This is a genomic window from Solirubrobacter ginsenosidimutans, from assembly GCF_027587205.1.
This window is the reverse complement of record NZ_JAPDOD010000069.1, coordinates 1-24,068: the sequence shown is the minus strand read 5'-3', so window position 1 is coordinate 24,068 and position 24,068 is coordinate 1. Positions and strand designations below refer to the sequence as shown.

The following is a 24,068-nucleotide window of genomic DNA, read 5'->3' as shown; positions in this document are numbered from 1 at the left end:
CGAATCCTCATTCGACTGACGGTCGAGATCGTCAGTCCGGCGTGGTCCAGACGTCGAAGGCGCCGTCGGGAGGATCGGTGCCCGGGGCGTAGTCGCGCAGCCAGAACTTGCCGTCCTCGAGCATCGCGTTGATCTCGGGCGCGCGCATCGTCGACACGATCAGGATGCGCACCGGCGCATCGGTCTCGTTGTCGAGCCGGTGCGCGCCTTCGAGGCCGGCGGGAAAGCTGACGACCTCACCCTCGCGCAGTTCGCGCTTGCCCTCGCGAGTCGTCAGCGTTGGGCGACCCGTCAGCACGACGAGCAGCTCCTCGTTGGCGAAGTGGGCGTGCAGCGGGAAGGTCGCCGCGCCGGGCGGGACCTCGAACAGCGACGCGCCGAGGTCGCGCGCGCCGGTCTGCCGGCCGAGCCGCGCGCGCTTCCAGCGAAACGGCTCCGCGTCGCGCTCGGCGTCCCATTCGGGTTCGAAGACGTTGCTCATCAGAACGGAAGCCACGCTGCGGGGAAGGCTTCCCGGAACCGGCCCGGATACTCCGGCACGTACGCCCGGGCATGGCGACCCGCTGGGCGATCCTCGATGTACGGAGCGAGCTGATCGAAGCACAGCATCAGCCGGACGGCGGGCGCGACCTGGAAGTCCGCCGCGTTCGGCTGCTCGCCGCCGATCACGCCTTCGGCCAGCAGCGCGTCGACGCGGTCCAGTTGCGCCGGGAGCGCCGCCAGGCACGTTCGCGCGGTCTCCTCGGAGGTGCGCATCTGCAGCAGCACGACCGGGCGGATCGCCGGCAGGATCGCGCGCATCGTGCTCGCGGGGATCTTCATCACCGGCGCGGTGAGGAAGCTCGCCATCGCCTCCCGGTCGTGACCCACGCTGTAGCGCGCGATCTGCCGCACCCCGTCCTGCAGCACCGAGTCCGCCCACGCTTCGGCGCCCTCGATCGTCGCCCGGTCGCTCTCCGGGAACAGCGTCGGCCGCGGCACGAAGTGCTCCAGCGCGCGGGCGATCTTCATCGTCCCGCTGATCCGCTTGCCCTCCAGGGTCATCACCGGCACCGTCGAGGAGCGATAGCGCAGCAGCGGCAGGATCGCCTTGTGCGACATGTTCGGCAGGTCCAGGCGGGAGAACTCGACGCCCTTGTAGCGCAGCATCAGCTCGGCGCTGACACAGGGATGCGAGCCGGGGACGCCGACGAGTTTCGCGTGCATCAGTCCACGAGCGCCTGGTAGGTGAGCTGGCGCAGCTGCGAGCGCAGCGGGTACGTGCTCGAGGGGATCAGCTGCGTGAAGAACTGCGCGGTGACGCGCTCCGCCGGGTCCACCCAGAACGCGGTGCTCGCGAGTCCGCCCCAGGCGAGCTCACCCGCCGTGCCGGCGGTCTTGGTCCTGGCCTGGTCGAGCACGACCGAGAACCCGAGCCCGAAGCCCATCCCGTCGTTCTGGGTCTCGGAGATCGTGGGCCGCGCGACGGCCTTCAGCTCGGCGCCGCCCGGGAGGTGATTGCGGCCCATCAGACGCAGCGTACGCGGCCCGAGCAGGCGCGTGCCGTCCAGCTCCCCGCCGCCCAGGAGCATGCTCGTGAAGCGGTGGTAGTCGGCCGCGGTGCTGACCAATCCGCCGCCGCCGGAGAGGAAGTCGGGCGTGCGCAGGCCGAGCTGGCCCATCCGGTCCTCGCGCACCAGCCCGGGGCGATAGAGCGCGGCGAGACGTTTGGGATCGGCGTCCCCGAACGCGGTGTCCGGCATGCCCAGCGGGTCGAAGATGCGCTGCTTGAAGAACACGTCGAGCGGCTGGCCGGAGAGGACCTCGACGACGCGGCCGAGGACGTCGGTGGAGACCGAGTAGTTGAACTCGGTCCCAGGCTCGAACAGCAGCGGCAGGCTCGCGAAGACATCGGTCGCCTTGGCGAGATCCACGCCCTGCGGCGCGCCGAACTCGTAGCCGTGGTCGCGGTAGATGCCGTCCAGCGGCTCGGCGTAGTGGAAGCCGTACGTCAGCCCGCTCGTGTGGGTGAGCAGGTGCCACATCCGCACCGGCTCGCGCGCCGGCACGGTCATCGGCTTCTGCTGCGAGCCGCCCGCCCACACGCGCGCGTCGGCGAAGGCGGGGATGAAGCGCTCGACCGGGTCCTTGAGCTCGAACGCGCCCTCCTCCCACAGCATCATCGCGGCGACCGAGGTGATCGGCTTCGTCATCGAGTAGATGCGGAAGACGGTGTCGTCCTCGACCGGCGTGCCGGCTTCGACGTCGCGCAGCCCGCCCTTGGCGACGTGCACGAGCCGGCCGTCGCGGGCGATCACCGCGAGGAAGCCGGAGAGCTTCCCTTCGTCGACGTAGCGCTGGTAGTGGCGGTCGATGCGGGCCAGGCGGTCTGCAGCGAAGCCCGCCTCGGCGGGATCGATCTCAACGTGGAGCACGCCCGCATGTTCCCAAGCTTTGTCCAAACGGGACGTGATTCGATTCCGCGGCACTCGACCGGAGGAGAGCCGGATGTCGCGCCGTCGTTGGATGTTCGTACTGACCCTTATCGCCCTGGCGGCGTTGCCCGCGGCGGCTCGCGCGGACTCGGTGGTGTCGCTCGGGGACTCGGCGATATCGGGCGAGGCGGGCCGCTGGGCGGGCAACACCAACGGCGCGACGTCGCGCACGGACGCGCTCGGGCCGACCGCGTACTACGACGCGGGCACGCGTGAGGCGATCCCCGGCTGCCATCGCTCCAAGTCGGCCGAGGTGCACATCGGCGGCGGCGTCGACTCGTACAACCTGGCGTGTTCGGGCGCGCGCACGTCCACCCACACCGGCAGCGACGGGGCGTTCAAGCCCGGCCTCGACTTCTACTCGAGCGGGGCGAACAAGGGCCAGGCCCTCGCCCTGCAGGACCTGGCGACGGCGCGGAAGGACATCAAGGCCGTGGTGGTGCTGATCGGCGCCAACGACTACGGGTTCGCCGACATCGTCCAGACGTGCGTGACGGACTGGCTGACGTCGCCGTCGTGGTGGAAGAACTACTGCCAGGACGACTCGAACATCACCGCGATGTTCACGGCGTCGAACATCACGAGGATCACCAACAACGTCACGGCGGCGTTCGACCGCGTCCGGCAGGCGATGAGCAACGCCGGATACGCCGTCGGGTCGTACAAGTTCCTCGCGCAGACCTACTCGGCGCCGCTGCCGGTCTCGACGAACTTCCGCTACGGCCAGACCGGCTTCACGCGCCAGACGGTGGGTGGGTGCGGGGTGTGGAACAAGGACGCCGACTGGGCGCGCAACACCGTCGTCAACACGCTCAACAACACCGTGCGCAACGCCGTCAAGGGCATGCCCGACGTGCAGGTGCTCAACATGGACGAGGCGCTCGCCGGGCGCAAGCTGTGCGAGAACTCGGTCGGGCTGCTGGAGGAGCGCGGGATCGCGTCGTGGACGTCGCCGGGCGCGGTCGACAACAGCGAGTGGGTCCAGCAGATCCGCACCGTGACCACGATCTTCCCGCCGTACCAGCTGCAGGAGGACGCGCACCCGAACTACTGGGGGCAGCTCGCGCTGCGCAACTGCTTCCGCCAGGCGGTCGTCGCGGGGCGCGGCGGCACGTGCTCGCGCGGCACCGGCTTGAACACCAACCGCGAACCGAACATGACGCTCGCCACCAGCTGACCCGCCCGGCGGCGGGTCGGCGTAGGCTCCGCGCATGCTGCGCCGGCTCGCCGTCGTCGGGTTCCTCGTAGGGCTGCTCTCGTCGTTCGCGGGGCCGGCGTGGGCCGACGCGCCGCCGGCGGGGCAGCTGCGTGTCGGTTCGCTGGTCCTGCGCTACTGCGGCGACAAGGGCTGGTGCGGGTCGATCTCGCGCCCGCTGGACCCGGCCCGCCCGACCGGCCGGCGCATCAAGGTCGGCTTCAAGTGGTTCGACGCCGTCGGCGACAAGTCAGGGCCGCCGCTGGTCGCCGTCGAAGGCGGGCCGGGCTACCCGTCGATCGGCAGCCGGATCGAGTACCGCGGGATCTACGGCGTGCCGCTGCTGCGCACGCGCGACCTGCTGCTGGTCGACAATCGCGGCACCGGGCGCTCGGCGCGGATCGACTGCTCAAGCGTGCAGGGGTTCACGGGACGGACGTCGGGACCGGCGTTCGCGCGGCGGGTCGGGCAGTGCGCTGAGGAGATCGACGGACGCTACGGGCGCGGCGCGCACTCGTTCTTCGCGACGGCCTACGCGGCGGACGACCTGGCCGCGGTGCTGCACGCGCTGGGGCTCGAGCAGGTCGACCTCTACGGCGACTCCTACGGCACGTTCTTCGTGCAGGACTACATGGCGCGTCACCCACTGACGCTGCACTCGGTGATCCTGGACTCGGCGTACCCGCGGCGCGATCTGGACCCCTGGTACACGTCCTCCGGCGCGGCCGCGCGGACCGCGCTGGAGACGGTCTCGCCGGGCTCGGTGCTGCGCTTGGGCGTGCTGCTGGACCGGGTGCGAGCGACGCCGATCGCCGGCACGGCGCGCGACGCCGACACCAGCCTGTTGCAGGGCGTGCGCGTCGATCCGCGCGTGCTCGCCGACATGGTCCAGGACGCGGGCTCGGACCCGGTCACGCTGCGCGAGCTCGACGCCTCCGTACGCGCCGCGCTGGCGGGTGACGACGTGCCGCTGCTGCGGCTCGCCGGGCAGTCGACGACCTGGAACCACTCGCCGACGAGCGCGGGGTACTTCTCGCGCGGCGCCTACCTCGCGGTGTCCTGCCTGGACTATCCGGTCGTGCCCGATCTGGCGAAGCCGCCGGACGCGTTCGCGCCGTTCACGGGCGCGGAGTGGCGGACGATGAGCGGGTTCTCGCAGCCGTATGACATCTGTACCGACTGGCCGCCGTCTGTCCGCCCGCCTCCCGTGCCGACGGTGAAGCTCTCCGTGCCGATCCTGATCCTCGGTGGCGACCTCGACTCGCTGACGCCGGTGGGCGATGCGGCGACGTTCGGGCCGACCCTCGGCGACAACGTCCAGATCGTGGTCTTGAAGAACACCGTCCACGTCACGTCGGAGGGCGACACCTACCTCGTCGAAGGCATGCGCTGCGCGCGGCAGGTGATCCGGTCGTTCCTGCGCGGGGCGTTGCAATCGGACTGCGCCGCGACGATCCCCGCGCTGCACACGCCCGACTACCCACTGACGCTCGCCGCCGCCGCGCCGGCGACGCTGGTCAGCGGGCCGGACCCGGGCGAACCCGCGCGCCGGGCGGCGACGGTGGCGGCGCAGGCCTTTGCCGACGCGACGATGCGGTTCATCTACACCGAGGGCGCGCGCTACGGGGCCGGGCTGCGGGGCGGGCGCTTCGTCGCGAGCGGTTCGAAGCTCGCGCTGCAACGCGTCCGGTTCGTGAGCGACGCCGAGGTCTCGGGGACGGGAACGTTCACCGCGGCGACCGGCGGGGTCGACGCGACGCTCACCGTCGCGGGAGTGCAGGTGCACGTCACGTGGACGCAGGCGACGCCGACGGCGACCGCGACGATCGGGACCTCCGTGCTCGCACTGCCCGCGCCCTAGTGGTCACTCGTCCCCCTCTGGCGGGGAGAAGCGACCACTCGCGGCGGCGATCAGCTCCGCGACGTGGCCGGCGCCCGCGTCCGGGACCGCGGCGAAGCTGATCAGCAGTCCGCTCGGGCCCGGAGCGACGCGGTGCGGCGTGATGCCGTCGAGCACGACGCCCGCCTCGCGGCAGGCCTCGACCAGGGCGGGCTCGTCGGCGCCCGGGACGTGGACGGCGATGTGCAGACCCGCGGCGGCGCCGCTGAACGTCGCGCCCGGGAGCGCCTCCGTGAGCGCCGCGATCAGCGCGTCGCGGCGGTGACGGTAGGTGCGGCCGGAGCGGCGCAGGTGGCGGTCGTACGCGCCGCGGGTGATGAAGTCCGCGAGCGCGAACTGCTCCAACGCCGGCAGCCCGTGGTCCAGGCTCGCACGCGCCTCGAGGAACCGGTCGCGCCACGCTGGCGGCGCGATCAGCCACCCGAGCCGCAGCGCCGGCGCGAGCGTCTTGGAGACCGAGCCGACGTGGGCGACGAGGTCCGGCCGCAGCCCCTGCAGGGCGCCGATCGGCGCCCGGTCGTAGCGGTACTCGGCGTCGTAGTCGTCCTCGATGATCAGCGCGTCGCGCTCCTGCGCCCACCGCAGCAGCGCCGCGCGGCGTTCGGCGGACAGCACGGCACCGGTCGGGAACTGATGCGCGGGGGTGAGGAGCGCCGCGCGCGCATCGTCGGGCAGTTCGTCGACCACCACGCCCGCCTCGTCCACCCGCACCGGCACCGGCCGCAGCCCGCGCTTGGCGAACAACCCGCGAATCCCCTCATGCCCGGGGTCCTCGACCGCCAGCTTCACCGGCCCGAGCGCCTCCGCGATCGTCACGAACGCCTGCCCCGCCCCCGCGCACAGGATCACGTCCTCCGCACCCGCAAGCGTCCCCCGCACCCGCCCGCGATACGCCGCGAGCACCTCCCGCAACCGCGTCGCCCCGGCGATCGGCGGGTAGTCGAGCTCCGCCACCCCCGCCGCCCGCACCGCCGCACTCAACGACCGCACCCACTCCGCCCGCGGAAACCGCGACAGATCCGGCCGACCGGGCCGCAGGTCGTACACCACCCGCGTTATTAAGGGGTCTGACCCCTCAACAACGTGTTCGTATGAAAAGGCCTGCTCAGAGCGAAATCGCTTTGTTAAGGGGTCTGACCCCCTGGTGGTGGGGGCGACGCGAGGGGCCGCCCGCGGGGTGACGAGGAGCCAGCCTTCGGCCGCGAGTTGCATGTAGGCGTCCGAGACGACGCCGCGGGAGACGCCGAGGTCGGCGGCGAGGGTGCGGGAGGCGGGGAGCGGCTCGCCTTCGACGAGGCGGCCGTCGCGGATCGCGGCGCGGAGCTGGTCCTCGACCTGGCGTTGCAGCGGGCCGCCGCCGCGGACGACGGCGACCAGCACCGCGGGTGTGCTGCTGGCCTGGTTTTCAGGCATCGTTCTGGACCTTACACCCGGGCCAGGAGTCACCTAGCTTGCACGGCCATGAGCACGAGGGCGTGGGTGGGCGGCGGGGCAGCGGCGAGCATCGTGGGCGCGTCGTTCCCGGTCAGCGAGGCGCTCGTGGACTACCCGCTCGCGACGGGCCAGATGATCCGCTACGCGGCAGGCGCGGTCATCCTCACCACGCTGGCCAAGGGCCGCCTTGGCAGGCCCACGGCCAAAGAGCTCGGCCTGCTGGCGCTGGTCGCGGCGATCGGGATGGCGGCGTTCAACCTCGCCGTGCTCGGCGCGGTCGACCACATCGGCGCGACCAACACGGGCGTGATCATCGGCGCCTCGCCGGTGATCCTCGCGCTGACCGGGAGGACGCGCGATCGCCGCCTGGTCACCGCCGCCGCGGTCGTCGTCGCCGGCGCCGCGATCGTCAACGGCGCCGACGCCCGCATCAGCGCGCTCGGCACGCTGATCGCGCTCGCCGGCCTCGGCTGCGAGGTCGGCTTCACGCTGCTCGCCGCGCCGCTGCTTCCCCGCCTCGGCCCGATCCGCGTCGCCGCCTGGGCGGCGATCCTCGCGACGCTCGAGCTCGCCGTCCTCACGAAGGGCGACGTCCCCACCCCCACCCACGAGCAGGCCGCCGCCATCGCCTACCTCGCGGTGATCACCACCGCGCTCGCCTTCGTCCTCTGGTTCGGCGCCGTGCAACAGCTGGGAGCGGCGCGAGCGGGGCTGCTGGTCGGCCTGATGCCGATCGCGGCCGTCGGCGTCGACGCCGCCCTCAACGGCGCAGCGCCGTCCACCGCGGATCTCGCGGGGACGGCGCTGGTGGCGGCAGGTGTCGTCTTCGGGGCTAGGCCTGCGCGGGCTCGGGCACGGCGCCTTCGTGGCGGAACTCAGGCAGCCAGTGCAGCTTCGACGGCAGGTACCAGTTCCACTTGCCCAGCAGCTTCATCGTCGCCGGCAGCAGCACTGCCCGCACGATCGTCGCATCGATGAGGATCGCGACCGCCAGGCCGACGCCCATCTCCTTGAAGTCGATGAACGAGAGCGTCGCGAAGATCGCGAACACGGCGACCATCACGACCGCGGCGGAGGTCACCGTCGAGGCCGTCGCCTTGATCGAGTGCGCGACCGCGTCCTCGGTCTTCATGCCGCGGTCGACCGCTTCCTTGACCCGGCTCAGGATGAACACGTGGTAGTCCATCGAGAGGCCGAAGAGGATCACGAAGAGGAAGATCGGCAGCCAGGCGGTCACGCCGCCGTTCGACGAGAACGAGAGCGCGTTCTCGAAGTGGCCGTCCTGGAAGACCCACGTCAGCACGCCGTACGCGGCACCCACCGAGAGCAGGTTGAGCACGATCGCCTTGATCGGGATCACCAGCGAGCGGAAGGTCACCAGCAGCAGCAGGAACGCGAGGATCAGCACGAAGCCGACGACCAGCGGGGCGCGGCCCTTGAGGAAGTCGACGTAGTCCTTGGTCTCAGCCGTCATCCCTGCGACGTACGCCTGCGAGACACCGTCGGCACGCCCGACCGTCTGCCCCACCAGCGAGTCGCGCAGGTCGGCGAGGCCGGCGTTGGAGATGTCGTCGTTGCCGCTGCCCTTGATCGGGATCGCGATCTGGGCGACCTTCTTGTCGGCCGAGACGGTCACGTCGACCGGGCCGTTGAAGCGACCGGAGGCCACCGCGCGCGTCTCGAGGTCCTTCGTCGCCGCCACGACCGCCGGCGTCGTCACGTCACGCCCCGCGATGGTGACGACCGCCGGGATCTGCCCACCCGGGAACGCGGCATCGATCTTGTCGTAGGTCTTCATCACCGCGAGGTTGCGCGGCAGGTCGTCGGTGCCGGAGAGCACCGCGTGCATGCTTAGCGCGGGTGAGGCGAGGGCGAGCAGCACCGCGACGGAGGCGATCGCCGAGATCAGCGGGCGCTTCAGGACGCGGTCGAGGATCGCGTTCCACATGCGGCTCTCGCCACCCGCGTTGCGACGGCGGCCGATGAACGGCACGCGGCCCTTCTCGACCCGGTCGCCGAGCACGGAGAGGATCGCCGGGACCACGGTGACCGAGCCGATCATCGCCACCAGCACGACCGTGATCGCGCCGACGCCGAGGGCCGTGAAGGTCTGGTCGCCGGCCAGGAACATGCCGGCCATGGCCACGATCACCGTCACGCCGGAGATCAGCACCGCGCGCCCTGACGTGGCCGCGGCGATGTGGATCGCTTCGCGGTGCCCGACGCCCTTCGCCCGCTCCTCACGCTCACGGCGCAGGTAGAAGAGCGTGTAGTCCACACCCACGGCGAGGCCGACGAGCAGGATGATCGACGCGGTGTTGTCGTCCAGCGGCACCAGCTGCGACGGCAGCGCGACCAGGCCCAGCGCCGCCATCACGGCCGACAGGCCGAGCAGCAGCGGCACGCCCGCGGCGACCAGGGCGCCGAACGCCAGCACGAGGATGATCAGCGTGATCGGCAGCGAGAGCGTCTCGGCCTTCTTGAAGTCGTCGGCGAAGGCCTGCGAGAGCGCCTTGTTCGCGCTCGCGTCGCCGAACTGGCCGACGAACACGCCCGGGTTGGCCTTCTGGACGCCCTCGACGGCGGCGATCACCGGCTCGACCGACTTCTCGGCCGCGGTCTCGTCGCCGCGCAGCTTGAAGGTGACCAGCACGGACTTGCCGTCCTTGGAGAGCTGGTTCGCGTTGCCCTTGGCGTACGGGGACTGGACGTCGTAGACGTCCTTGGTGCCCCGCACGGCGGCGAGGGTCTGGTCGACCGCGCGGTGGACCTCCGGCGATGTAGCGCTCGAGCCCTTGACGATGACCTGCTCGGTGTTCTCCTTCGGGGAGTGCGCGTCGACGAGCTGGTGCGCCTTGCCGGAGTCGCCGACGTAGGTCTGGTCGTCCTTGGGCGCCTTGACGCCGACCATCCCGCCGATGACGAACGAGATGATCACGAACGCCAGCCAGCCGCCGATCGCCTTCTTGCGGTGCTGCGCGCTCCAGCGACCCATGCGGGCAGCGATGTTCTTTTCGTGCATGTGAGGAGGGGCTCCTGGGGAGGAAAAAGCTTGATCGCCAGTTTGTGCCTGAAGGCGCACCGGCGCGCGGGGGTCTGCACGCGTCTCGCGTAGGCGGCCCCCCCGATTTCCGGTACGGGTGACCGCACCTGCTTCCCACGCGGTACGCCAACCGCAATCTGTGTCCCGACGCGGACCACGGGCGCGAACTTGCGGGATTCTTGGCGCCGATCGGCGAACCTTGGGAAAGCACTCGAGCGCCAGCGCCTCCACACTTAGACACAACGTGTTCACACGAGCAACAGCGCTGGCCATCGGTGAGGCCGTCGTGCTGGTCGTCGCCATCGTGGTCGCCGCGCTCACGTCGACGGCCGCGGACTGGGACCCACCGGCACTGACCGTGCTCCTGCTCGGCCTCGCGCTCGCCACCGACTGGTTCGCGGTGAGTCACGGCGGGCAGCGGATCTCGGGCTCGTTCCTCGCGCTGGTGCTGGCTGCGGCGTTGCTCGGGCCGGCGCCCGCGACCGCGATCGGCATCGCCGCCGTGCTCTTCGATCAGGCGCGCGCCCACAACCCGCTCCCGCGGTTGATCGCGAACCTCGCCGCGTTCGCGACCTTCCCGCTCGTCGGCGGCCTGATCATCGCCGCCGCCGACCTGCAGCCCGAGTCCGCCGCGTTCCCGCTGCTGGTGTTCGCGACGTTCCTGTTCACGAACCTCCTGAACTTCCTGATGATCGGCGGGCACCACGCGTTCGAGACGCGCACCCCGCTCGCCGACGGGTTCCGGCGGATCTTCCTCCCGGTCCTGCCGTCGGAGATCCTCAGCGCGGTGCTGTGCGCGCTCGTCGCGACGTTCTACGCCCGCACCGGCGTGGAGGCGATCGCGCTGATGCTGTTCGTGCTGCTCACGTTCCAGTACCTGCTGCGCGAGCTGCTGCTCTCACGCGACCGCGCGGAGCGGCTCGCCGGACTCCAGCTCGGGGTGCTGATCTCGATGCTCGAGACGCTCGCGCTGCGCGACCGGATGACCGCCCGCCACTCCGCCGCGGTCGCCCGCTACGCCCGCGCAATGGCGAAGGCGCTCGGCTGGAGCCGGGAGGACCAGGACCTCGTGCACACCGCCGGGCTGTTGCACGACATCGGCAAGTTCGCCTTCCCCGACTCGATCCTGCTGGCCGACTCGCGGCTGACCGACGAACAGTGGCTGCAGGTCAAGCGCCACCCCGCGGACGGCGCGCGGATCGTGCGGCGGATCGACGGGTATGCGCCGGTCGCCGAGATCGTCGCCGCCCACCACGAGCGCTGGGACGGCCGCGGCTATCCGAGCGCCCTGGCGGGCGAGGCGATCCCGCCTGGCGCGCGGTTGATCGCCGTCGCCGACACCTACGACGTGATCACCGCGCGCGACTCCTACCGCAAGCCGATCAGCACCGACGAAGCGATCGCCGAGCTGCGCCGGTCCGCCGGCGGACAGCTCGATCCGCACGTCGTCGAGGTCTTCATCGGGCTGCTGACCGCGGGCGACCTCTCCTTCGGCCACGGCGACGACGCCGACTTCGAGGCGGAGCTCGGATTCGGGCCCCGGGTGCACGCGCACTCCCTCCCCCGTTCGAGGTAATCGTTTGCTAACCCCTAATGCTCGCGCTACAGGGGACCGATGAAGAGAGGGCAAGGCAACAAAACTTCCTGCAAATGACGCAAATCGGACGCGTCACTCTCTACTTGATCAAGGAGCGATCATGGGCTTCAAGTTCTAGTCCTTCGGGCAGTGGTTCCCCTCCCACGACCAGGCGCATAGCGAGCGTCTGGCGAACCGAAGACCTGATGCGAATCGCGCTCAGGTCTTCCCGTGACAAGCTGCCGAGATGACTCTCCCTCGGCTGATCGGAATCAACCACGTCGCGTTAGAGGTCGACAGCATCGAGGATGCGCTGGCGTTCTACGGCCAGTTCTTCGACCTCCGACTGCGCGGGGTCGCGCCAGGGATGGCGTTCATCGACATGGGAGACCAGTTCCTGGCCCTGTCCGAGGACCGCGAGCAAGGTCCCGACGACAGCCGGCACTTCGGGCTCGTGGTCGACGACAAGGACGCGGTCCGTTCCGCGCTGATCGAGGCCGAGGTCGAGATCGAGCCGGGCCCGCGCCTGGATTTCCGCGACCCGTGGGGCAACCGGGTCGAGATCGTCGACTACCGCGACATCCAGTTCACCAAGGCCCCGACCGTCCTCGACGGCATGGGCCTGGATCTGACCAAGCGCCCGAGCGCGCTCGACCAGCTGCGCGAGAAGGGCCTTCTCTAAAGCAGCCGGCCGGCGGCCGCGAGGTGCGCGAAGGCGAGCGCGCGCGGCATCCCGAGCTCGTCGCCGAGGTAGGCCAGCGAGTCGCGCAGCGAACGCCGCAGCTTCTCGTCCAGCGGCGCACGCGCGACCCAGTAGTCCGCCACGCTGCGCTCCGACGCCTCGCCGCGGTCGAGGACCGTCAGGCGGAACGTCGCCCGCAGCGGCGCCTCCAGGGCGAACGCGCCCTCGCGCACGTAGTGGGGGTCGCCGGTGAAGAACTTCGCTCCGGGCACCCGCACCGGGAGGTACAGGCTCGAGCCGACGCCGAGGCCGTCGCTGTAGGTCAGCGCGTCGCCCGCGACGCCGATGATCCCCATGTACGGGTCGAGCGGGAACTCGGCGCGCAGCTGCCGCGCGGCCGGCAGGTAGCCGCGGTAGCCGTCGTCGGCCTTGCGGACGGGCGTGAACAGCGAGACGGCGTGCGCGTTGCCGCCCGCGTGGCGGTTGGAGACGACGCCGTAGGGTGCCCGCGGGACGAGGCCCAGCACGTCCACCCGCAGGATGTCGCCGGGATTCGCGCCGCGGACCGCGATCGGCCCCGTGACGACCGACGGCCCGCCGCCGTGCTCGCGCCCGGAGGCCGCCAGCGCGACGGCGTCCTTGAGCACGCGCTCGCGTCCGATGCCATAGCGGCCGAAGTACGCGACCGGGTCCCGGCCCTGGTCCTCGAGGATGCCCTCATGGGAAATGGTGTCGATGGTGACCATTGCGCCCGACGCGACCGTCGCTGCAGGAATGCTGTCCTCGCCGGGCAGCGAACCCCAGTGGACCGTCTCGCCGGTCGAGCGCAGATAGCGGCCCTCGACCTTCCCGGTGCCGGACTGCAAAACCGGTGCGTCGCGCCCCGGCCCGGCGGCCGCGGCGATGATCTGCGGGGACGTCAACCAGCCCGGTGCCACCGCTCCCGCGCCCACCAGGGCGCTTGCCCGCTCGAAGTCGCGCCGCTCGATCCCGCGCTCGATCAGTGAAAGGGCTTCCTCGCCCGCCGGTTGCATCCAATCGTGGGTCACAACTGAGCAGGCTCGCACTGATGAAACCGGTTTCCTCCCTACCGCAGGGCGGAACACGCTTGGACGCCCGGTCCAAGGCGCGATAGGGCGCGAACCCTATTGCTGGGGGAAGCCGGATCTGCGTAGGCTTGCCGACCGAGTCGGGCATGGATGTGCACAAAGACGATCCGGAGGACCTGGAAGCGCTCCTCCTCGCGCCGGTTGGCGTGGGCGCGGCTGAGACCGTCGACCCCGCACGCCTGCAGGACCGGCTGCGTCGTCGCGAGGCCGCGTTGCGCGCGGTGCTCGAGGGCCTCCCCGACGCCACGGTCGCCTCCGGGCGCGACCATCGGATCGTCTTCGTCAACGCCCACGCCGAAGCGCTCTTCGGCTACTCGCAGGATGAATTGCTCGGCCAGCCGGTGCAGGTGCTCTGGCCGGAGCGGCTACGCGACCGCTACACGCGCAACATGGAGCTGTACTTCGCGACGGATCACCCGCTGCGCTTCTCGACCCGCGCCGACGGCCTGCGCAGCGACGGAACCGAGTTCGTCGGCGAGATGAGCTGGGGGATCGTCGAGACCGAGGCGGGCCCGCTGCTGCTGGCGATCGGGCGCGACATGACCGCGCACCGCGAGGCGCTCTCGCGGGTCCAGCGACAGTCCAAGCAGGTGGCCGCCGTCGCGGCGCTGGGCGAGCGGGCGCTGGCCGGGGCCGACGTCGGCGACCTGGCCGCCGAGGCGGTCGAGAAGCTGCGCGAGACGATGCCGCTGACCGGCGCGTTCGTCGTCCGCGACACGGTCACGCTCGCCGCGTGGGGGCCGGCGGCGGGCGGTGCGGCGCTGCGCTTTGAGATCCGCACCGGCGACGAGGTCTTCGGCGAGGTCGGCGTGGTCCCCGAGCACCCGCTCAACGAGGATCAGGAGAACTTCCTGCGCGGCGTCGCCAACGTGCTCGCGACGGCGATGGGGCGGCTGCGCAGCGATGAGCAGATGCGCCACGAGGCGCTGCACGACCCGCTCACGGGGCTGGCGAACCGGGCGCTGTGCCGCGAGCGGCTGATCCACGCGCTGGCGCGGACCGGGCGCGACGACGGCTCGGCCTGCGTGCTGTTCATCGACCTCGACGACTTCAAGGGCGTCAACGACCTCTACGGGCATGCCGCCGGTGACTCGCTGCTGATCGCGCTCAGCCGGCGGCTGGTGGCGACGGTGCGGCCCGCGGACACGGTCGCGCGGCTCGGCGGGGACGAGTTCGTCGTCGTCTGCGAGGACATCGACGAGTCCACCGCGATCGCGCTCGGGCATCGCCTGACCGAGGCGATCCACGAGCCGATGGACGTCGAGGGGATCGAGCACCGGCTCTCGGCCTCGATCGGGATCGCCTTGGGCGCCGCCGGCCGCCGCGACCCGGACGCGCTGCTGGCCGACGCCGATGCCGCCGCGTACCGCGCGAAGGCCGAGGGTCGCGGGCGGGTCGAGGTGTTCGACACGCGGCTGCGCCGGCATGCCCGCGAGCGTCTGCGGACGGCGGCGGCGCTGGAGCGGGCGCTCTCGCTCGGGCAGCTGCGGCTCGCGTTCCAGCCGATCGTGCGACTCGCCGACTCGGCGGTCGTCGGGCATGAGGCGCTGCTGCGCTGGGATTCGCCGGGCGGCGTGATGTCGGCGCCGGCCGACTTCATCCCGGTCGCCGAGGAGTCGGCGCTGATCGTGGAGATCGGGGCGTGGACGCTGATGCAGGCGTGTCACGAGACCGCCGCGGGCTTCGGGTTGTCGCCTGACGGGCCGGTGGTCGATGTGAACCTCTCGCGCCGCCAGCTCGCGCAGCCCGACCTCCCCGCGCTCGTCGCCGACTGTCTGCGCTCGAGCGGCCTGCCGTCCTCGCGGCTGCGCCTGGAGGTCAAGGAGACCGTGCTGCTCGGCGCGCCCAAGACCGCACGCCGCAACCTCGACGACCTGCGCGCGATGGGCGTCGTGCTCGTGCTCGACGACTTCGGCACCGGCTACTCGTCGCTGCGCGATCTGCCGGTCGCCGCGGTCAAGATCGACCGCTCGTTCGTCGGGCAGCTCGGCACCAGCCCGGGGGACACGGCGATCGTCTCGGCGATCGTCTCGCTCGCGAAGGCGCTGGGCATCGACGCGATCGCCGAGGGGGTCGAGCACGAGTCCCAGGCGGCGCTGCTGCGCGAGCTCGGATGCACGCTCGCACAGGGCTACCTTTTCGGCGCACCCGGGACACGGATAACCTCCGGCTCGTGACCACCTTCGAGGAGCTCGACGCACTGCCCACCCGCGAGCTGCACGACCGCGCCGTCAAGCGCGCGGAGCACCGGCTCGACGTGAAGTTCTTCTGGCGGCTGATCCAGGAAGGCACTGCTGCCGAGGCGGCCGGAGGGTCACTCGAGCGCAGCGAGGAGGACGCCCTGCACTGGAGCCGCCAGATGCTCGAAGTGCTTCGCCACGACGAAGCCGCTCTGGAAGTCCGGCGTCCGATCTACATCGACTATCTCCTCGGGAAACACTCGGAATAGCGCGCATTGGCCCGTCCGGGGGGTTGTATTTTCGAGGTGGTTGACCCCTCTCCCACGGTTGTGGAGATTCACACCGTGGCGTTCGATCTGATCCGCGAGATCCCCGATGTCTCGCTGGCCGCCGAGTTCGACGGCGAGCCGCTCGTCCAGAGCTTTCTGGTGCCGATGACGCGCGGACGGGTGGGCCGCGTGTGGATCACGACCGCCGAGGCATTCACGGTGCCGGCCTTCGGGCGCCCGTGGGTGTCGGCGCAGCTGGTCTCGCTGCACGCATCGCTCGGTACGCGCGCGTTCAACCGCGCGCTGGTCGCGGGTGTGCGGCTGCGGGCCGACGTGCCCGCTGGTCTAGCTCTCGCAGCCTAGGCCCAGCAGGAGGCCGTTCGCCTTCACCGCGGCGCTGGTGGTGAGGAAGAGGATCACGCCGTCGGCGGGAGCCTCGATCGGCTGCAGGGTGTCCCCGTAGAGGTCGCGCACGTCGCCGAGGAGGTCGCCCTGGCGGACCTGCTCGCCGGTCTTCCGGTCGGCGACCCAGAAGCCCGCGGGCGTGCTGTAGAGCCATTCGAAGCGGGTGAGGATCGTCGAGCGCGGCCGGTCCGGCTGCCCGGGGAGCATCCCGAGGTGGCGGAGGGCGTTCAGGACGCCGTTGGCGAGCAGATCCGTCGCCGCCGGCTCGAGCTGCCCCGTGCCCCCGGCCTCGGCGATCACGCCGTGTCCGGCGACCGTCATGCCCTGCAGCGCGTCGGAGGCGCTGTAGTCGATCACGTACGGCAGGCCCATCGCGAGCGCGAGGTCGCGGCTGGCCGGGTTGGCGTAGAGCGCGAAGGGCTCCAGCGCCTCGACCAGATCGCCGCCGTGGAGGTCGATGAAGGCGTCGGCCGGCACGATCAGCTTCGTCTGGATGTCGTGGGCGAGCCGATCGGTGTAGGTGCCGTTGGCGTCTCCCGGGAAGGCGCGGTTGAGGTTCTTGCCGTCGGCGGGGACCACGAACGGCGAGCGCTCCGTGAACGATTCCATGCTCACCACCGGGACCGCGGTGATGGACCCGCGCAGCTGCTGCGGGTCGAGCTCGCGCATGACCTTGATCACGGCGGCGATCGACGAGTACTCGCAGCCGTGGACGCCGCCGATCAGGCTCAGCGACGGACCGTCGTCGGCGCCTGTCAGTTCGAAGGCCGGAACGTCGACTTCATTGAGCGTGATCGTCGTGCGCACGCGCCGCATTCAATACGGTCCTCGCGTGTTCCGCCCGCTGCCAGAGGCCGAGCTCGTCCGGCTCGACGACGCTGCGCTGATCGCGTACGTGCGCTCGGCGCGGGCGGCGCGGCATGAGTCGGAGCGGCTCGCGCTCGCGGTGCTCGTCTACGGGCACTGGCACAACGTCGCCCGGCGGGTGGCATTGAAGGTCCCGGCGGCAGCGGTCGAGGACGTGACGTCGGAGGTGCTGGTGAGCGCGCTCGGGGCGGCGTTCGACGGGTCCTCCCAAGGCGAGTTCCACGTGTGGCTGCGGACCATCACGGCGCGGCGGATCGCGGACTTCCACCGGCGGCCGCGACCCGCGACGGTGCCGTTGGACGACCTCTCGGTGCCGGCGCCGGACGACGGCGCGGTGGTGGTCGAGGATGCGGTGTCGCGGGTGTTGGGGAGGCTGAGCGACGCGCACCGGCGGGTCGTCGAGCAGGCGGTCTTCGAGGGTCGCCCGGCGGGGGAGATCGATGGGATGGAGGCGGCGAACGTGCACCAGATCGCGTCGCGGTTCCGGCGGGCGTTGCGTGAGGAGCTGGCGGTGAGATGACCGACGTGAGCCGTCTGCTGGAGGAGTTCATCGCCGACGATCGCGCGGGCGGCCTGGCCGACCCGGCGGCGTACCTGGCGCGCGCTTCGGCGCCTGATCGCGCGGAGCTCGAGGCCTTGATCGACGGCTATCTGGCGCGGGCGCCGCGGCGGGCGTTCGACGCGGCTGCGTTCGAGGCCTCGCCCGCCGCGCGGGTCGTCGCGTCGCTCGCCGGTTCGTCGGGGACCTGGCCGTCGCTGCTGCCGCGATTGCGCGACCGCGCGCGGTTGAAGCGCGCTGAGCTGGTGGCGCGCTTGGCCGCCGATCTGGGCGTGGGCGGGCGTGAGGCGAAGGTCGCCTCCTACTACCACGCGATGGAGCAGGGCACGCTGGCGTCGTCGGGGGTCAGCGATCGGGTGCTGGAGGCGCTCGGGCGGATCGTGGGTGAGAGCGCGGCGGTGCTGCGCGCCGCGGGGACGCTCGCTCCGCCGCCACCGCCAGCTCCGGGTGCCGCGTTCGCGCGTGTCGCCGCACCCGCCCCGGCGTTCCGGGCGGCGGGAGGGGAACCGATGCGAGCGCGGGCGGAGGCGGCCGAGTCTGAGCGCGACGAGGTCGACGAGCTGTTCACGGGCGGGGCCTGAAACGAGAAAACCGCCCTCGAGGGGCGGCCTACTTCTGTTATCGGCAGCACCACCGGAGAACTTGAGCCACTTTCGCGTTCCTGGCGCGTTGGCGCTCATCCGACTGGGCGGCGTTCTACAGTCGCCGACCGGATGAAGGACGTCGAGGAACGCGCCGAGGCCGTGCTGGCCGGACTTCCCAGCTACGTCTGGGACGGCGAGCGGCTGCCCGTGCCGGTGGAAGACATCGCCAACAGCGGCTTCGGCCTGCTCGTGCGCGACGTCGAGGATCTGGGCACGGCGCCAGGTGCGCCAGTGTTGCGTGACGGGCAGTCGCTGTCCGGTCTGCTGCTCCCCGCGCGCGGGGAGATCTGGGTCAACGCGGCCGAGGCGCGGCAGTGGCCGCCGCGACGGCGGTTCACGATCGGCCACGAGCTCGGCCACTGGGTCATGCACCGGACCGGCCAGCAGGCGCTCTTCTGCCGCCGCAGCAAGGTCGACGAGACGGTGACGCTGCCGGCGCGGGACAGCGCGGCCGCGACGAGCGGCACGGCGGTCGCGCGCGACATCGAGGAGGAGGCGAGCGCCTTCGCGGCGGCGCTGCTGATGCCGCAGTGGCTGTTCGTGCGCGAGCACGCCCGCTGCGACGGCGACGTGGCGACGCTGTGCGCGGCCTTCGGCAGCTCGATCGCCGCCACCGAACGCCGGATCGCGAGCCTCTTCTAGCCATGGATCCCGTCCTTCGCACGCTGTTGCTCGAGCGCCTGGAGGCGTCGGAGCTCGACGCCGAGGCCAAGCGGGTGATCGAGGTCGCCTGCGAGGCGGGCCAGCCCGTGACCGGCGCCACCGCGCCCGCCGTGTGGCTGTCGTCGGTGACCGTCGAGGGGTTCCGCGGGATCGGCGCGCCCGCGACGCTGACGCTCGAGCCGAGCCCCGGATTGACCGTCGTCGTCGGCCGCAACGGCAGCGGCAAGTCCTCGTTCGCCGAGGGCCTCGAGCTGCTGATGACCGGCCGTTTGAAGCGCTGGGAGAAGCGCCCGAAGGCCTGGACCGAGACGTGGCAGTCCCTGCACCACGACGGCCCGACCCAGCTCGCCGCGTCGTTGGTCGTCGAGGGCACGGGCGAGTCCGTCGTGCTCGCGCAGGAATGGCCGCACGGCGCGGCGTACGACGACACGTCCGGCCGCGCGGGCGCCGCCGCGGCGCTCGCTCAGCACGGCTGGGACGTCGCGCTGCCGTCGTTCCGCCCGTTCCTGGCCTACGCCGAGCTGGCGACGATGTTCGACACCCTCTCCTCGCTCTACGAGGCGCTCACGCCGGTGCTCGGTCTCGGCGACGTCGACGAGCTCGTCACGTCGCTGGCCTCCGCCCGCCTGGCCTACGACAACCAGCGCAAGGACGTCGCGCGGCTGCGCGACGCGCTGGTCGCTCGGCTCGATCCCGAGGACGAGCACGCGGCGCTCGTCGCCGCCGCGCTCGGCGCCCGCAAGCCCGACCTCGACGCGATCGAGCAGCTGCTCGAAGACGCGCCGGACTACAGCGGCGACACCGCGATCCTGCGCCGGCTCGCCGGGCTGCACCTCCCGTCCGACGAGGAGATCCGCGGCGCGTTCACGGCGCTCCGAGTTGCGCGGCGCGCGGTCGAGGACGCGGCGGCGACCGACGCCAAGCGGGCGACCGACATCGCCGCGCTCCTGCGCCGCGCGCTCGCGGTCCGCGATCCCGCCCACCCGGACTGCCCCGTCTGCGGCACCGCGGACGTGCTCGACGACGCGTGGGCGAGCCGCGCCGCGGAGGAGGCCGCGGCGCTCGACGAGCAGGCCCGCACGCTGACCCGCGCGAACGCGGACCTGAGCGCCGCCCGCCGCACCGTCGACGCGCTGATCGACGCCAACGCCCGCAGCGCGCCGGCGCTGGCCGAGCAGGTCGGCCTGATGCCTCCGCTCGCGCCGGCGGACGATGAGGCCCCACTCGATCTCTTCACCACCCCCGAGGTCGTCGACCCGCTCGCCACCCTCGAGACGCCAGACGACGTCATCGCCGCCGCCACCCACCTGCGCGCCCTCTGCTCCCGCGCCGGCGACGAGCTCGGCAAGCGCGGTGCGGCGTGGCAGGAGCTCTCGACCCACGTCGCCGCGTGGCTCGCGCAGGCGCAGGAGGTCGAGCAGCGCGCGTCGACCCTCAAAGCGCTCAAGGAGGCCGAGAAGTGGGTCAAGGGCGCGGCCGAGGACCTGCGGCGCGAGCGTTTCGCCCCGATCTCCGAGCGCGCGATCGAGAACTGGCGCGAGCTGCGGCAGGGGTCGGCGATCGACCTGCACGACATCACGCTCAAGAAGTCGGGGCGCACGGGGCGGGCCGACTTCGACGTGCGCGCCGACGGCGAGGGCGCCAACGCGCTCGGGGTGATGTCGCAGGGCGAGCTGCTCGCCCTGTCGGTCAGCGTCTTCCTCCCGCGCGCGGCGCTCGACGAGTCGCCGTTTCGCTTCGCGGTCATCGACGACCCGGTGCAGGCGATGGACCCGGCCAAGGTCGACGGCCTCGCCCGCGTCCTGCACCGCGCGGCGCGGACGCGGCAGATCGTCGTGTTCACGCACGACGACCGCCTGCCGGAGGCGATCCGCCGGCTCCGGCTCGACGCCACGATGCTGCACGTCGACCGGCGTGCGCAGTCCACGGTCGACGTCCAGATCTCGCGCAGCCCGGTGCAGCGCTATCTCGATGGCGCCCGTGGGTACGCGAAACCCGACCGCCTCCCGCCGGAGGTGCAGGCGCGGGTGGTGCCGATGTTCTGCCGCAGCGCGGTCGAGGCGGCCGCGGCGAACATCGTCCGTCGCCGCGCGGTCGAGCAGGGCACGAGCCTCGACCAGGCCGACGAGCAGATCGACGAGGCGCGCACGCTCAGGGAGACGCTCGCGCTCGTCCTGTTCGGCGAGGCCGGGCGCCAGGGCGAGGTGGCGGGCGAGGTGCGCAAGCGCTTCGGCCCGGCCGCGGCGAGCCTCGTCTCCGAGCTCAATCGCGGCTCGCACGGCACGGTGCTCGACCCGCCGACGCTCAAGCGCCTCCCCGACAGCACGCGCGAGTTCATCACCGCACTGATGGCGGCATGACCACGCGGATGACGGTCGCGGCGGTGCTCGACGAGGCCGAGCGCCAGCTCGACGAGTTCGATCCGCAGACCTCCGGGACGTGGCCGCACGCCTCCGCGGTCCTGATCCGGCAGTCGCTGGAATCGACGCTGAACGGGTTCTGGATCAACAAGTCGCCGGGCATGCAGGAGACCAACTGGCGCGACCGCTGGCAGTGCCTCCCGGCCTACCTCGGCGACAAGCCCGAGGCGCGTGCGGCCGACTTCGCCTGGACCGCGCTCTCGCAGGCCTGCCACCACCGCGCGTACGAGGTCGGTCTGACCGCGGACGAGCTGCGCGGCCATCTGCTCACGGCGCGTGCTTTCCTGGACTCGGTGCGAGAAGCCCTGGCATGAGCCAATCGATCGCGCTGGTGCTCGCCGGCGGCGGCGCACGCGGCGCCTATGAGGCGGGCGTGCTGTCCGTCATCCTGCCCGCCCTGCCGGAGGCGGAGCGGCCGAACATCATCGTCGGCGCCAGCGTCGGCGCGGTCAACGGCGCCTATCTGGCCGCCAGCGACGGCGATCTCGACCTGAAGGCCGGGCGCGCCCTGTGGGAGGAGATCACCTGGGGCGACGTGCTCGCGACGCCCTCGCTGCGCGACCTGGACCGGATCGCCCGCGCCGCGCTGACCTTCACGGGCCTGCTGTCGCTCGACGTCCCGTCGCTGCTGGACGCGACGCCGCTCAAGCACACGCTGGAACGGCTGATCCCGTTCGAAGCGATCGGGCGCCAGGTCGACGAAGGCCGGCTGATCTCCGCGGCCGTCGTCGCGACGAGCGCCCTCACCGGCCGCAGCGTCGTCTTCCATCAGGGCGGCACGCCGGAAGCGGTGCGCGACCACAAGCGCGGCATCGACTACGTGCCCACGATCCTCAACGAGCAGCACGTGCGGGCGTCGAGCGCGATTCCCGCCGCGTTCCCGGCGGTCGAGGTCACCGACGGTCCCGCCGCGGGCTGGTACTTCGACGGCGGCACGCGCCTCAACGCGCCGATCAAGCCCGCTTTGTCGCTCGGTGCCGAGCGGGTGATCGTCGTCGGCCTGAACTCGATCGCGCCGGGAGGCGACCGGATCGCCGGGCCCGACCGCCCGGACGTCTTCGCCGGCGCGTCGCACATCATCGACGCGCTGCTCACCGACCCCCTGGTCGAGGACATCCAGACGCTGACGACGATCAACGAGCTCGTCGGCGAGCGCCGCACGACCGACTACCGCAAGGTCCCCTACATCTTCATCGCGCCGCCGGAGCGCGACACGATCGGCCGGATCGCGCGCCAGGTCTTCCGCCGGTTCTATGGCGGCGTGTTCCATGCGCATCGCTCGCCGCAGCTCGCGTTCCTCGGCCGGCTGATGGCGGCGGGCGCGGACCCGCTCCACGGCGAGCTGCTGAGCTACCTGTTCTTCGCGCCCGAGTTCGCTCACGCCCTCATCGAGCGTGGGCGTGCGGACGCTCAGGGGTGGCTGGACGAGTCGCACGACGAGGGCCTCTGGGACACCGGCCCACTCGGCCGCCGCAAGCGCTAGGCGGTCTTTGCGGCCACATGCGCCAGGACCGCCAGCACGCGCCGGTGAGCGTGCTCGGAGGCGGGGAGGTCGAGCTTGCCGAAGATCGCGGTGACGTGGCGCTCGACGGCGCGATCGGAGATGAATAGCGTGTCGGCGATGCCCCGGTTCGAGCGGCCCGCGGCCATGCCGTCGAGCACTTCGCGCTCGCGCTTGCTGAGCGACTCGAGCGCGCCGCGGCGGCCGCGGATCATCGAGGCGACGACCTCCGGGTCCAGCACCGACCCGCCGCGCGCGACCCGCGCGACGGCGTCGGTGAAGCGCTCGACCTCGGCGATCCGGTCCTTGAGCAGGTAGCCGACGCCCGCCGAACCGTCTTCGAGCAGCTCGCGCGCGTAGCGCTCTTCGAGGTGGGCGGAGAGGACGAGCACGCCGGTGTGGGGGAACTCGGCGCGGATGACGCGAGCGGCCTGGACGCCTTCGTCGCTGTGCTCGGGCGGCATGCGGACGTCGATCACGGCGACGTCAGGGCGGTGGGCGCGGACCTTGCGCAGCAGGTCCTCGGCGTCGCCGGCCTGGCCGACGACCTCGAAGCCGGACTCCTCGAGCAGCCGGACGGCGCAGGCGCGCAGCAGCACGGAGTCCTCGGCGATGACGACCCGGAGCGGCTCTTCGATTCCCGGCTGCAGGCGGAGGGCGCGGGTCTCGAACTGGGTGACGGGCGGGTACATGCCGCCGAAGGTACGGCTAGGAATTCGCGCGCGAAACCGGCGAGATGGCTGGATTTATCGCGGCGGGCAGCTCGGCGCGATTGCGAATCCCGAGCTTCTTGTAGACCTTCGAAAGGTTCCACTGGACGGTCTTGGGGCTGATGAACAGCGCGTCGGCGGCCTCCTGGTAGGTGCGCCCGGCGGCGATCAGCTCGGCCACCCGCCGCTCGGTGGCCGTCAGCGCGCCGTCGGCGGGTGCGCGCCCGCCGACCCGCGCGAGCTCCGCCCGCGCCTTCGCCGCCCACAACGGCGCGCCTAGCGCCTCGAAGCCGTCCAGCGCCTCCTGCAGCGCCTCGCGGGCGGCGCGCCACTGCCGGCCGCGACGCTCGCGCGCACCGAGGACGAGCAGGGTCCTCGCGCGCTCGAAGGGTTGCCCGCCGGCGTCGTCCCCCGCGCCACCCTCGCCCCCCCGCGCC

General features: G+C 71.8%; 22 protein-coding genes and 1 pseudogene. 14 read left to right on the top strand and 9 right to left on the bottom strand.

Annotated features, from left to right (window positions below; translation table 11 throughout):
- Positions 1–31: 31 nt before the first annotated feature.
- The 3 genes from OM076_RS40175 to OM076_RS40165 are packed head-to-tail and all read right to left on the bottom strand — an operon-like array spanning position 32 to position 2,414.
- A complete protein-coding gene (locus tag OM076_RS40175; protein ID WP_270045833.1) occupies positions 32–496 on the bottom strand; it encodes a cupin domain-containing protein in 465 nt (154 codons plus the stop codon).
- Entirely contained in the window at positions 481–1,206 is a 726-nt protein-coding gene (locus OM076_RS40170; protein ID WP_270045832.1) for a glutathione S-transferase family protein, read from the bottom strand. Before OM076_RS40170 ends, OM076_RS40175 begins: the two co-directional genes overlap by 16 nt.
- The gene (locus tag OM076_RS40165; protein WP_270045831.1) at positions 1,206–2,414 is read right to left on the bottom strand and encodes a serine hydrolase domain-containing protein; all 1,209 of its coding nucleotides are present in this window, start codon (positions 2,412–2,414) and stop codon (positions 1,206–1,208) included. Before OM076_RS40165 ends, OM076_RS40170 begins: the two co-directional genes overlap by 1 nt.
- Before the next feature lie 73 nt (positions 2,415–2,487).
- On the opposite strand from OM076_RS40165, the gene OM076_RS40160 reads away from it, so the two are divergent.
- Together OM076_RS40160 and OM076_RS40155 are read left to right on the top strand one after the other, a co-directional pair.
- Positions 2,488–3,651: an SGNH/GDSL hydrolase family protein gene (locus OM076_RS40160; RefSeq protein ID WP_270045830.1), complete on the top strand. Its 1,164-nt coding sequence runs from the start codon at positions 2,488–2,490 to the stop codon at positions 3,649–3,651.
- 34 nt (positions 3,652–3,685) lie between these two features.
- Positions 3,686–5,530 carry an alpha/beta fold hydrolase gene (locus OM076_RS40155; RefSeq protein ID WP_270045829.1) on the top strand — a complete coding sequence of 615 codons (1,845 nt, stop codon included), beginning with the start codon at positions 3,686–3,688 and terminating at the stop codon, positions 5,528–5,530.
- A gap of 3 nt (positions 5,531–5,533) precedes the next feature.
- On the opposite strand, the gene pdxR is transcribed toward OM076_RS40155, so the two are convergent.
- Complete coding sequence (pdxR, locus tag OM076_RS40150; protein ID WP_270045828.1) at positions 5,534–6,982, bottom strand: MocR-like pyridoxine biosynthesis transcription factor PdxR; 1,449 nt, start codon at positions 6,980–6,982, stop codon at positions 5,534–5,536.
- A 48-nt stretch (positions 6,983–7,030) separates the two neighbouring features.
- On the opposite strand from pdxR, the pseudogene OM076_RS40145 reads away from it, so the two are divergent.
- Positions 7,031–7,819: pseudogene (locus OM076_RS40145) on the top strand (EamA family transporter); the annotation flags it as partial.
- Between the two features lie 16 nt (positions 7,820–7,835).
- On the opposite strand, the gene OM076_RS40140 reads toward OM076_RS40145, so the two are convergent.
- Positions 7,836–9,998 carry an MMPL family transporter gene (locus OM076_RS40140; RefSeq protein ID WP_270045827.1) on the bottom strand — a complete coding sequence of 721 codons (2,163 nt, stop codon included), beginning with the start codon at positions 9,996–9,998 and terminating at the stop codon, positions 7,836–7,838.
- Positions 9,999–10,290: 292 nt separating this feature from the next.
- On the opposite strand from OM076_RS40140, the gene OM076_RS46580 reads away from it, so the two are divergent.
- Both OM076_RS46580 and OM076_RS40130 read left to right on the top strand, forming a co-directional pair.
- Positions 10,291–11,622: an HD-GYP domain-containing protein gene (locus OM076_RS46580; protein ID WP_270045826.1), complete on the top strand. Its 1,332-nt coding sequence runs from the start codon at positions 10,291–10,293 to the stop codon at positions 11,620–11,622.
- A 247-nt stretch (positions 11,623–11,869) separates the two neighbouring features.
- Positions 11,870–12,304 (top strand): VOC family protein, encoded by a 435-nt coding sequence (locus OM076_RS40130; protein WP_270045825.1) that lies wholly within the window; start codon positions 11,870–11,872, stop codon positions 12,302–12,304.
- Here the strand turns inward: OM076_RS40130 and OM076_RS40125 are convergent.
- The gene (locus OM076_RS40125; RefSeq protein WP_270045824.1) at positions 12,301–13,353 is read right to left on the bottom strand and encodes an acetamidase/formamidase family protein; all 1,053 of its coding nucleotides are present in this window, start codon (positions 13,351–13,353) and stop codon (positions 12,301–12,303) included. The genes OM076_RS40130 and OM076_RS40125 overlap by 4 nt on opposite strands.
- 146 nt (positions 13,354–13,499) lie before the next feature.
- On the opposite strand from OM076_RS40125, the gene OM076_RS40120 reads away from it, so the two are divergent.
- From OM076_RS40120 to OM076_RS40110, 3 genes are all read left to right on the top strand, one after another.
- A complete protein-coding gene (locus OM076_RS40120; RefSeq protein ID WP_270045823.1) occupies positions 13,500–15,590 on the top strand; it encodes a putative bifunctional diguanylate cyclase/phosphodiesterase in 2,091 nt (696 codons plus the stop codon).
- Positions 15,587–15,862, top strand: coding sequence for a hypothetical protein (locus OM076_RS40115; RefSeq protein ID WP_270045822.1), 276 nt, complete (start codon positions 15,587–15,589; stop codon positions 15,860–15,862). The genes OM076_RS40120 and OM076_RS40115 overlap by 4 nt, the downstream gene beginning before the upstream one ends.
- Positions 15,863–15,937: 75 nt before the next feature.
- Entirely contained in the window at positions 15,938–16,225 is a 288-nt protein-coding gene (locus OM076_RS40110; RefSeq protein WP_270045821.1) for a hypothetical protein, read from the top strand.
- Here the strand turns inward: OM076_RS40110 and OM076_RS40105 are convergent.
- Positions 16,208–17,074 carry a succinylglutamate desuccinylase/aspartoacylase family protein gene (locus OM076_RS40105; RefSeq protein WP_270045820.1) on the bottom strand — a complete coding sequence of 289 codons (867 nt, stop codon included), beginning with the start codon at positions 17,072–17,074 and terminating at the stop codon, positions 16,208–16,210. The genes OM076_RS40110 and OM076_RS40105 overlap by 18 nt on opposite strands.
- 25 nt (positions 17,075–17,099) lie before the next feature.
- Here OM076_RS40105 and OM076_RS40100 point away from each other — a divergent pair, with 25 nt between their 5' ends.
- The 6 genes from OM076_RS40100 to OM076_RS40075 all read left to right on the top strand — a co-directional run bounded on the left by OM076_RS40100 (position 17,100) and on the right by OM076_RS40075 (position 22,903).
- Positions 17,100–17,654: an RNA polymerase sigma factor gene (locus OM076_RS40100; protein ID WP_270045819.1), complete on the top strand. Its 555-nt coding sequence runs from the start codon at positions 17,100–17,102 to the stop codon at positions 17,652–17,654.
- Positions 17,651–18,274: a hypothetical protein gene (locus OM076_RS40095; RefSeq protein ID WP_270045818.1), complete on the top strand. Its 624-nt coding sequence runs from the start codon at positions 17,651–17,653 to the stop codon at positions 18,272–18,274. The genes OM076_RS40100 and OM076_RS40095 overlap by 4 nt, the downstream gene beginning before the upstream one ends.
- Positions 18,275–18,406: 132 nt before the next feature.
- Positions 18,407–18,979 carry an ImmA/IrrE family metallo-endopeptidase gene (locus OM076_RS40090; RefSeq protein ID WP_270045817.1) on the top strand — a complete coding sequence of 191 codons (573 nt, stop codon included), beginning with the start codon at positions 18,407–18,409 and terminating at the stop codon, positions 18,977–18,979.
- A gap of 2 nt (positions 18,980–18,981) precedes the next feature.
- A complete protein-coding gene (locus OM076_RS40085; protein WP_270045816.1) occupies positions 18,982–21,360 on the top strand; it encodes an AAA family ATPase in 2,379 nt (792 codons plus the stop codon).
- Positions 21,357–21,734, top strand: coding sequence for a hypothetical protein (locus tag OM076_RS40080; RefSeq protein ID WP_270045815.1), 378 nt, complete (start codon positions 21,357–21,359; stop codon positions 21,732–21,734). Before OM076_RS40085 ends, OM076_RS40080 begins: the two co-directional genes overlap by 4 nt.
- Entirely contained in the window at positions 21,731–22,903 is a 1,173-nt protein-coding gene (locus OM076_RS40075) for a patatin-like phospholipase family protein (protein ID WP_270045814.1), read from the top strand. Before OM076_RS40080 ends, OM076_RS40075 begins: the two co-directional genes overlap by 4 nt.
- Here OM076_RS40075 and OM076_RS40070 read toward each other — a convergent pair.
- Complete coding sequence (locus tag OM076_RS40070) at positions 22,900–23,613, bottom strand: response regulator transcription factor (RefSeq protein ID WP_270045813.1); 714 nt, start codon at positions 23,611–23,613, stop codon at positions 22,900–22,902. The genes OM076_RS40075 and OM076_RS40070 overlap by 4 nt on opposite strands.
- 16 nt (positions 23,614–23,629) lie before the next feature.
- Positions 23,630–24,068, bottom strand: a 439-nt coding sequence (locus tag OM076_RS40065) for a helix-turn-helix transcriptional regulator (RefSeq protein ID WP_270045812.1), incomplete at its 5' end; no start/stop codon positions are given.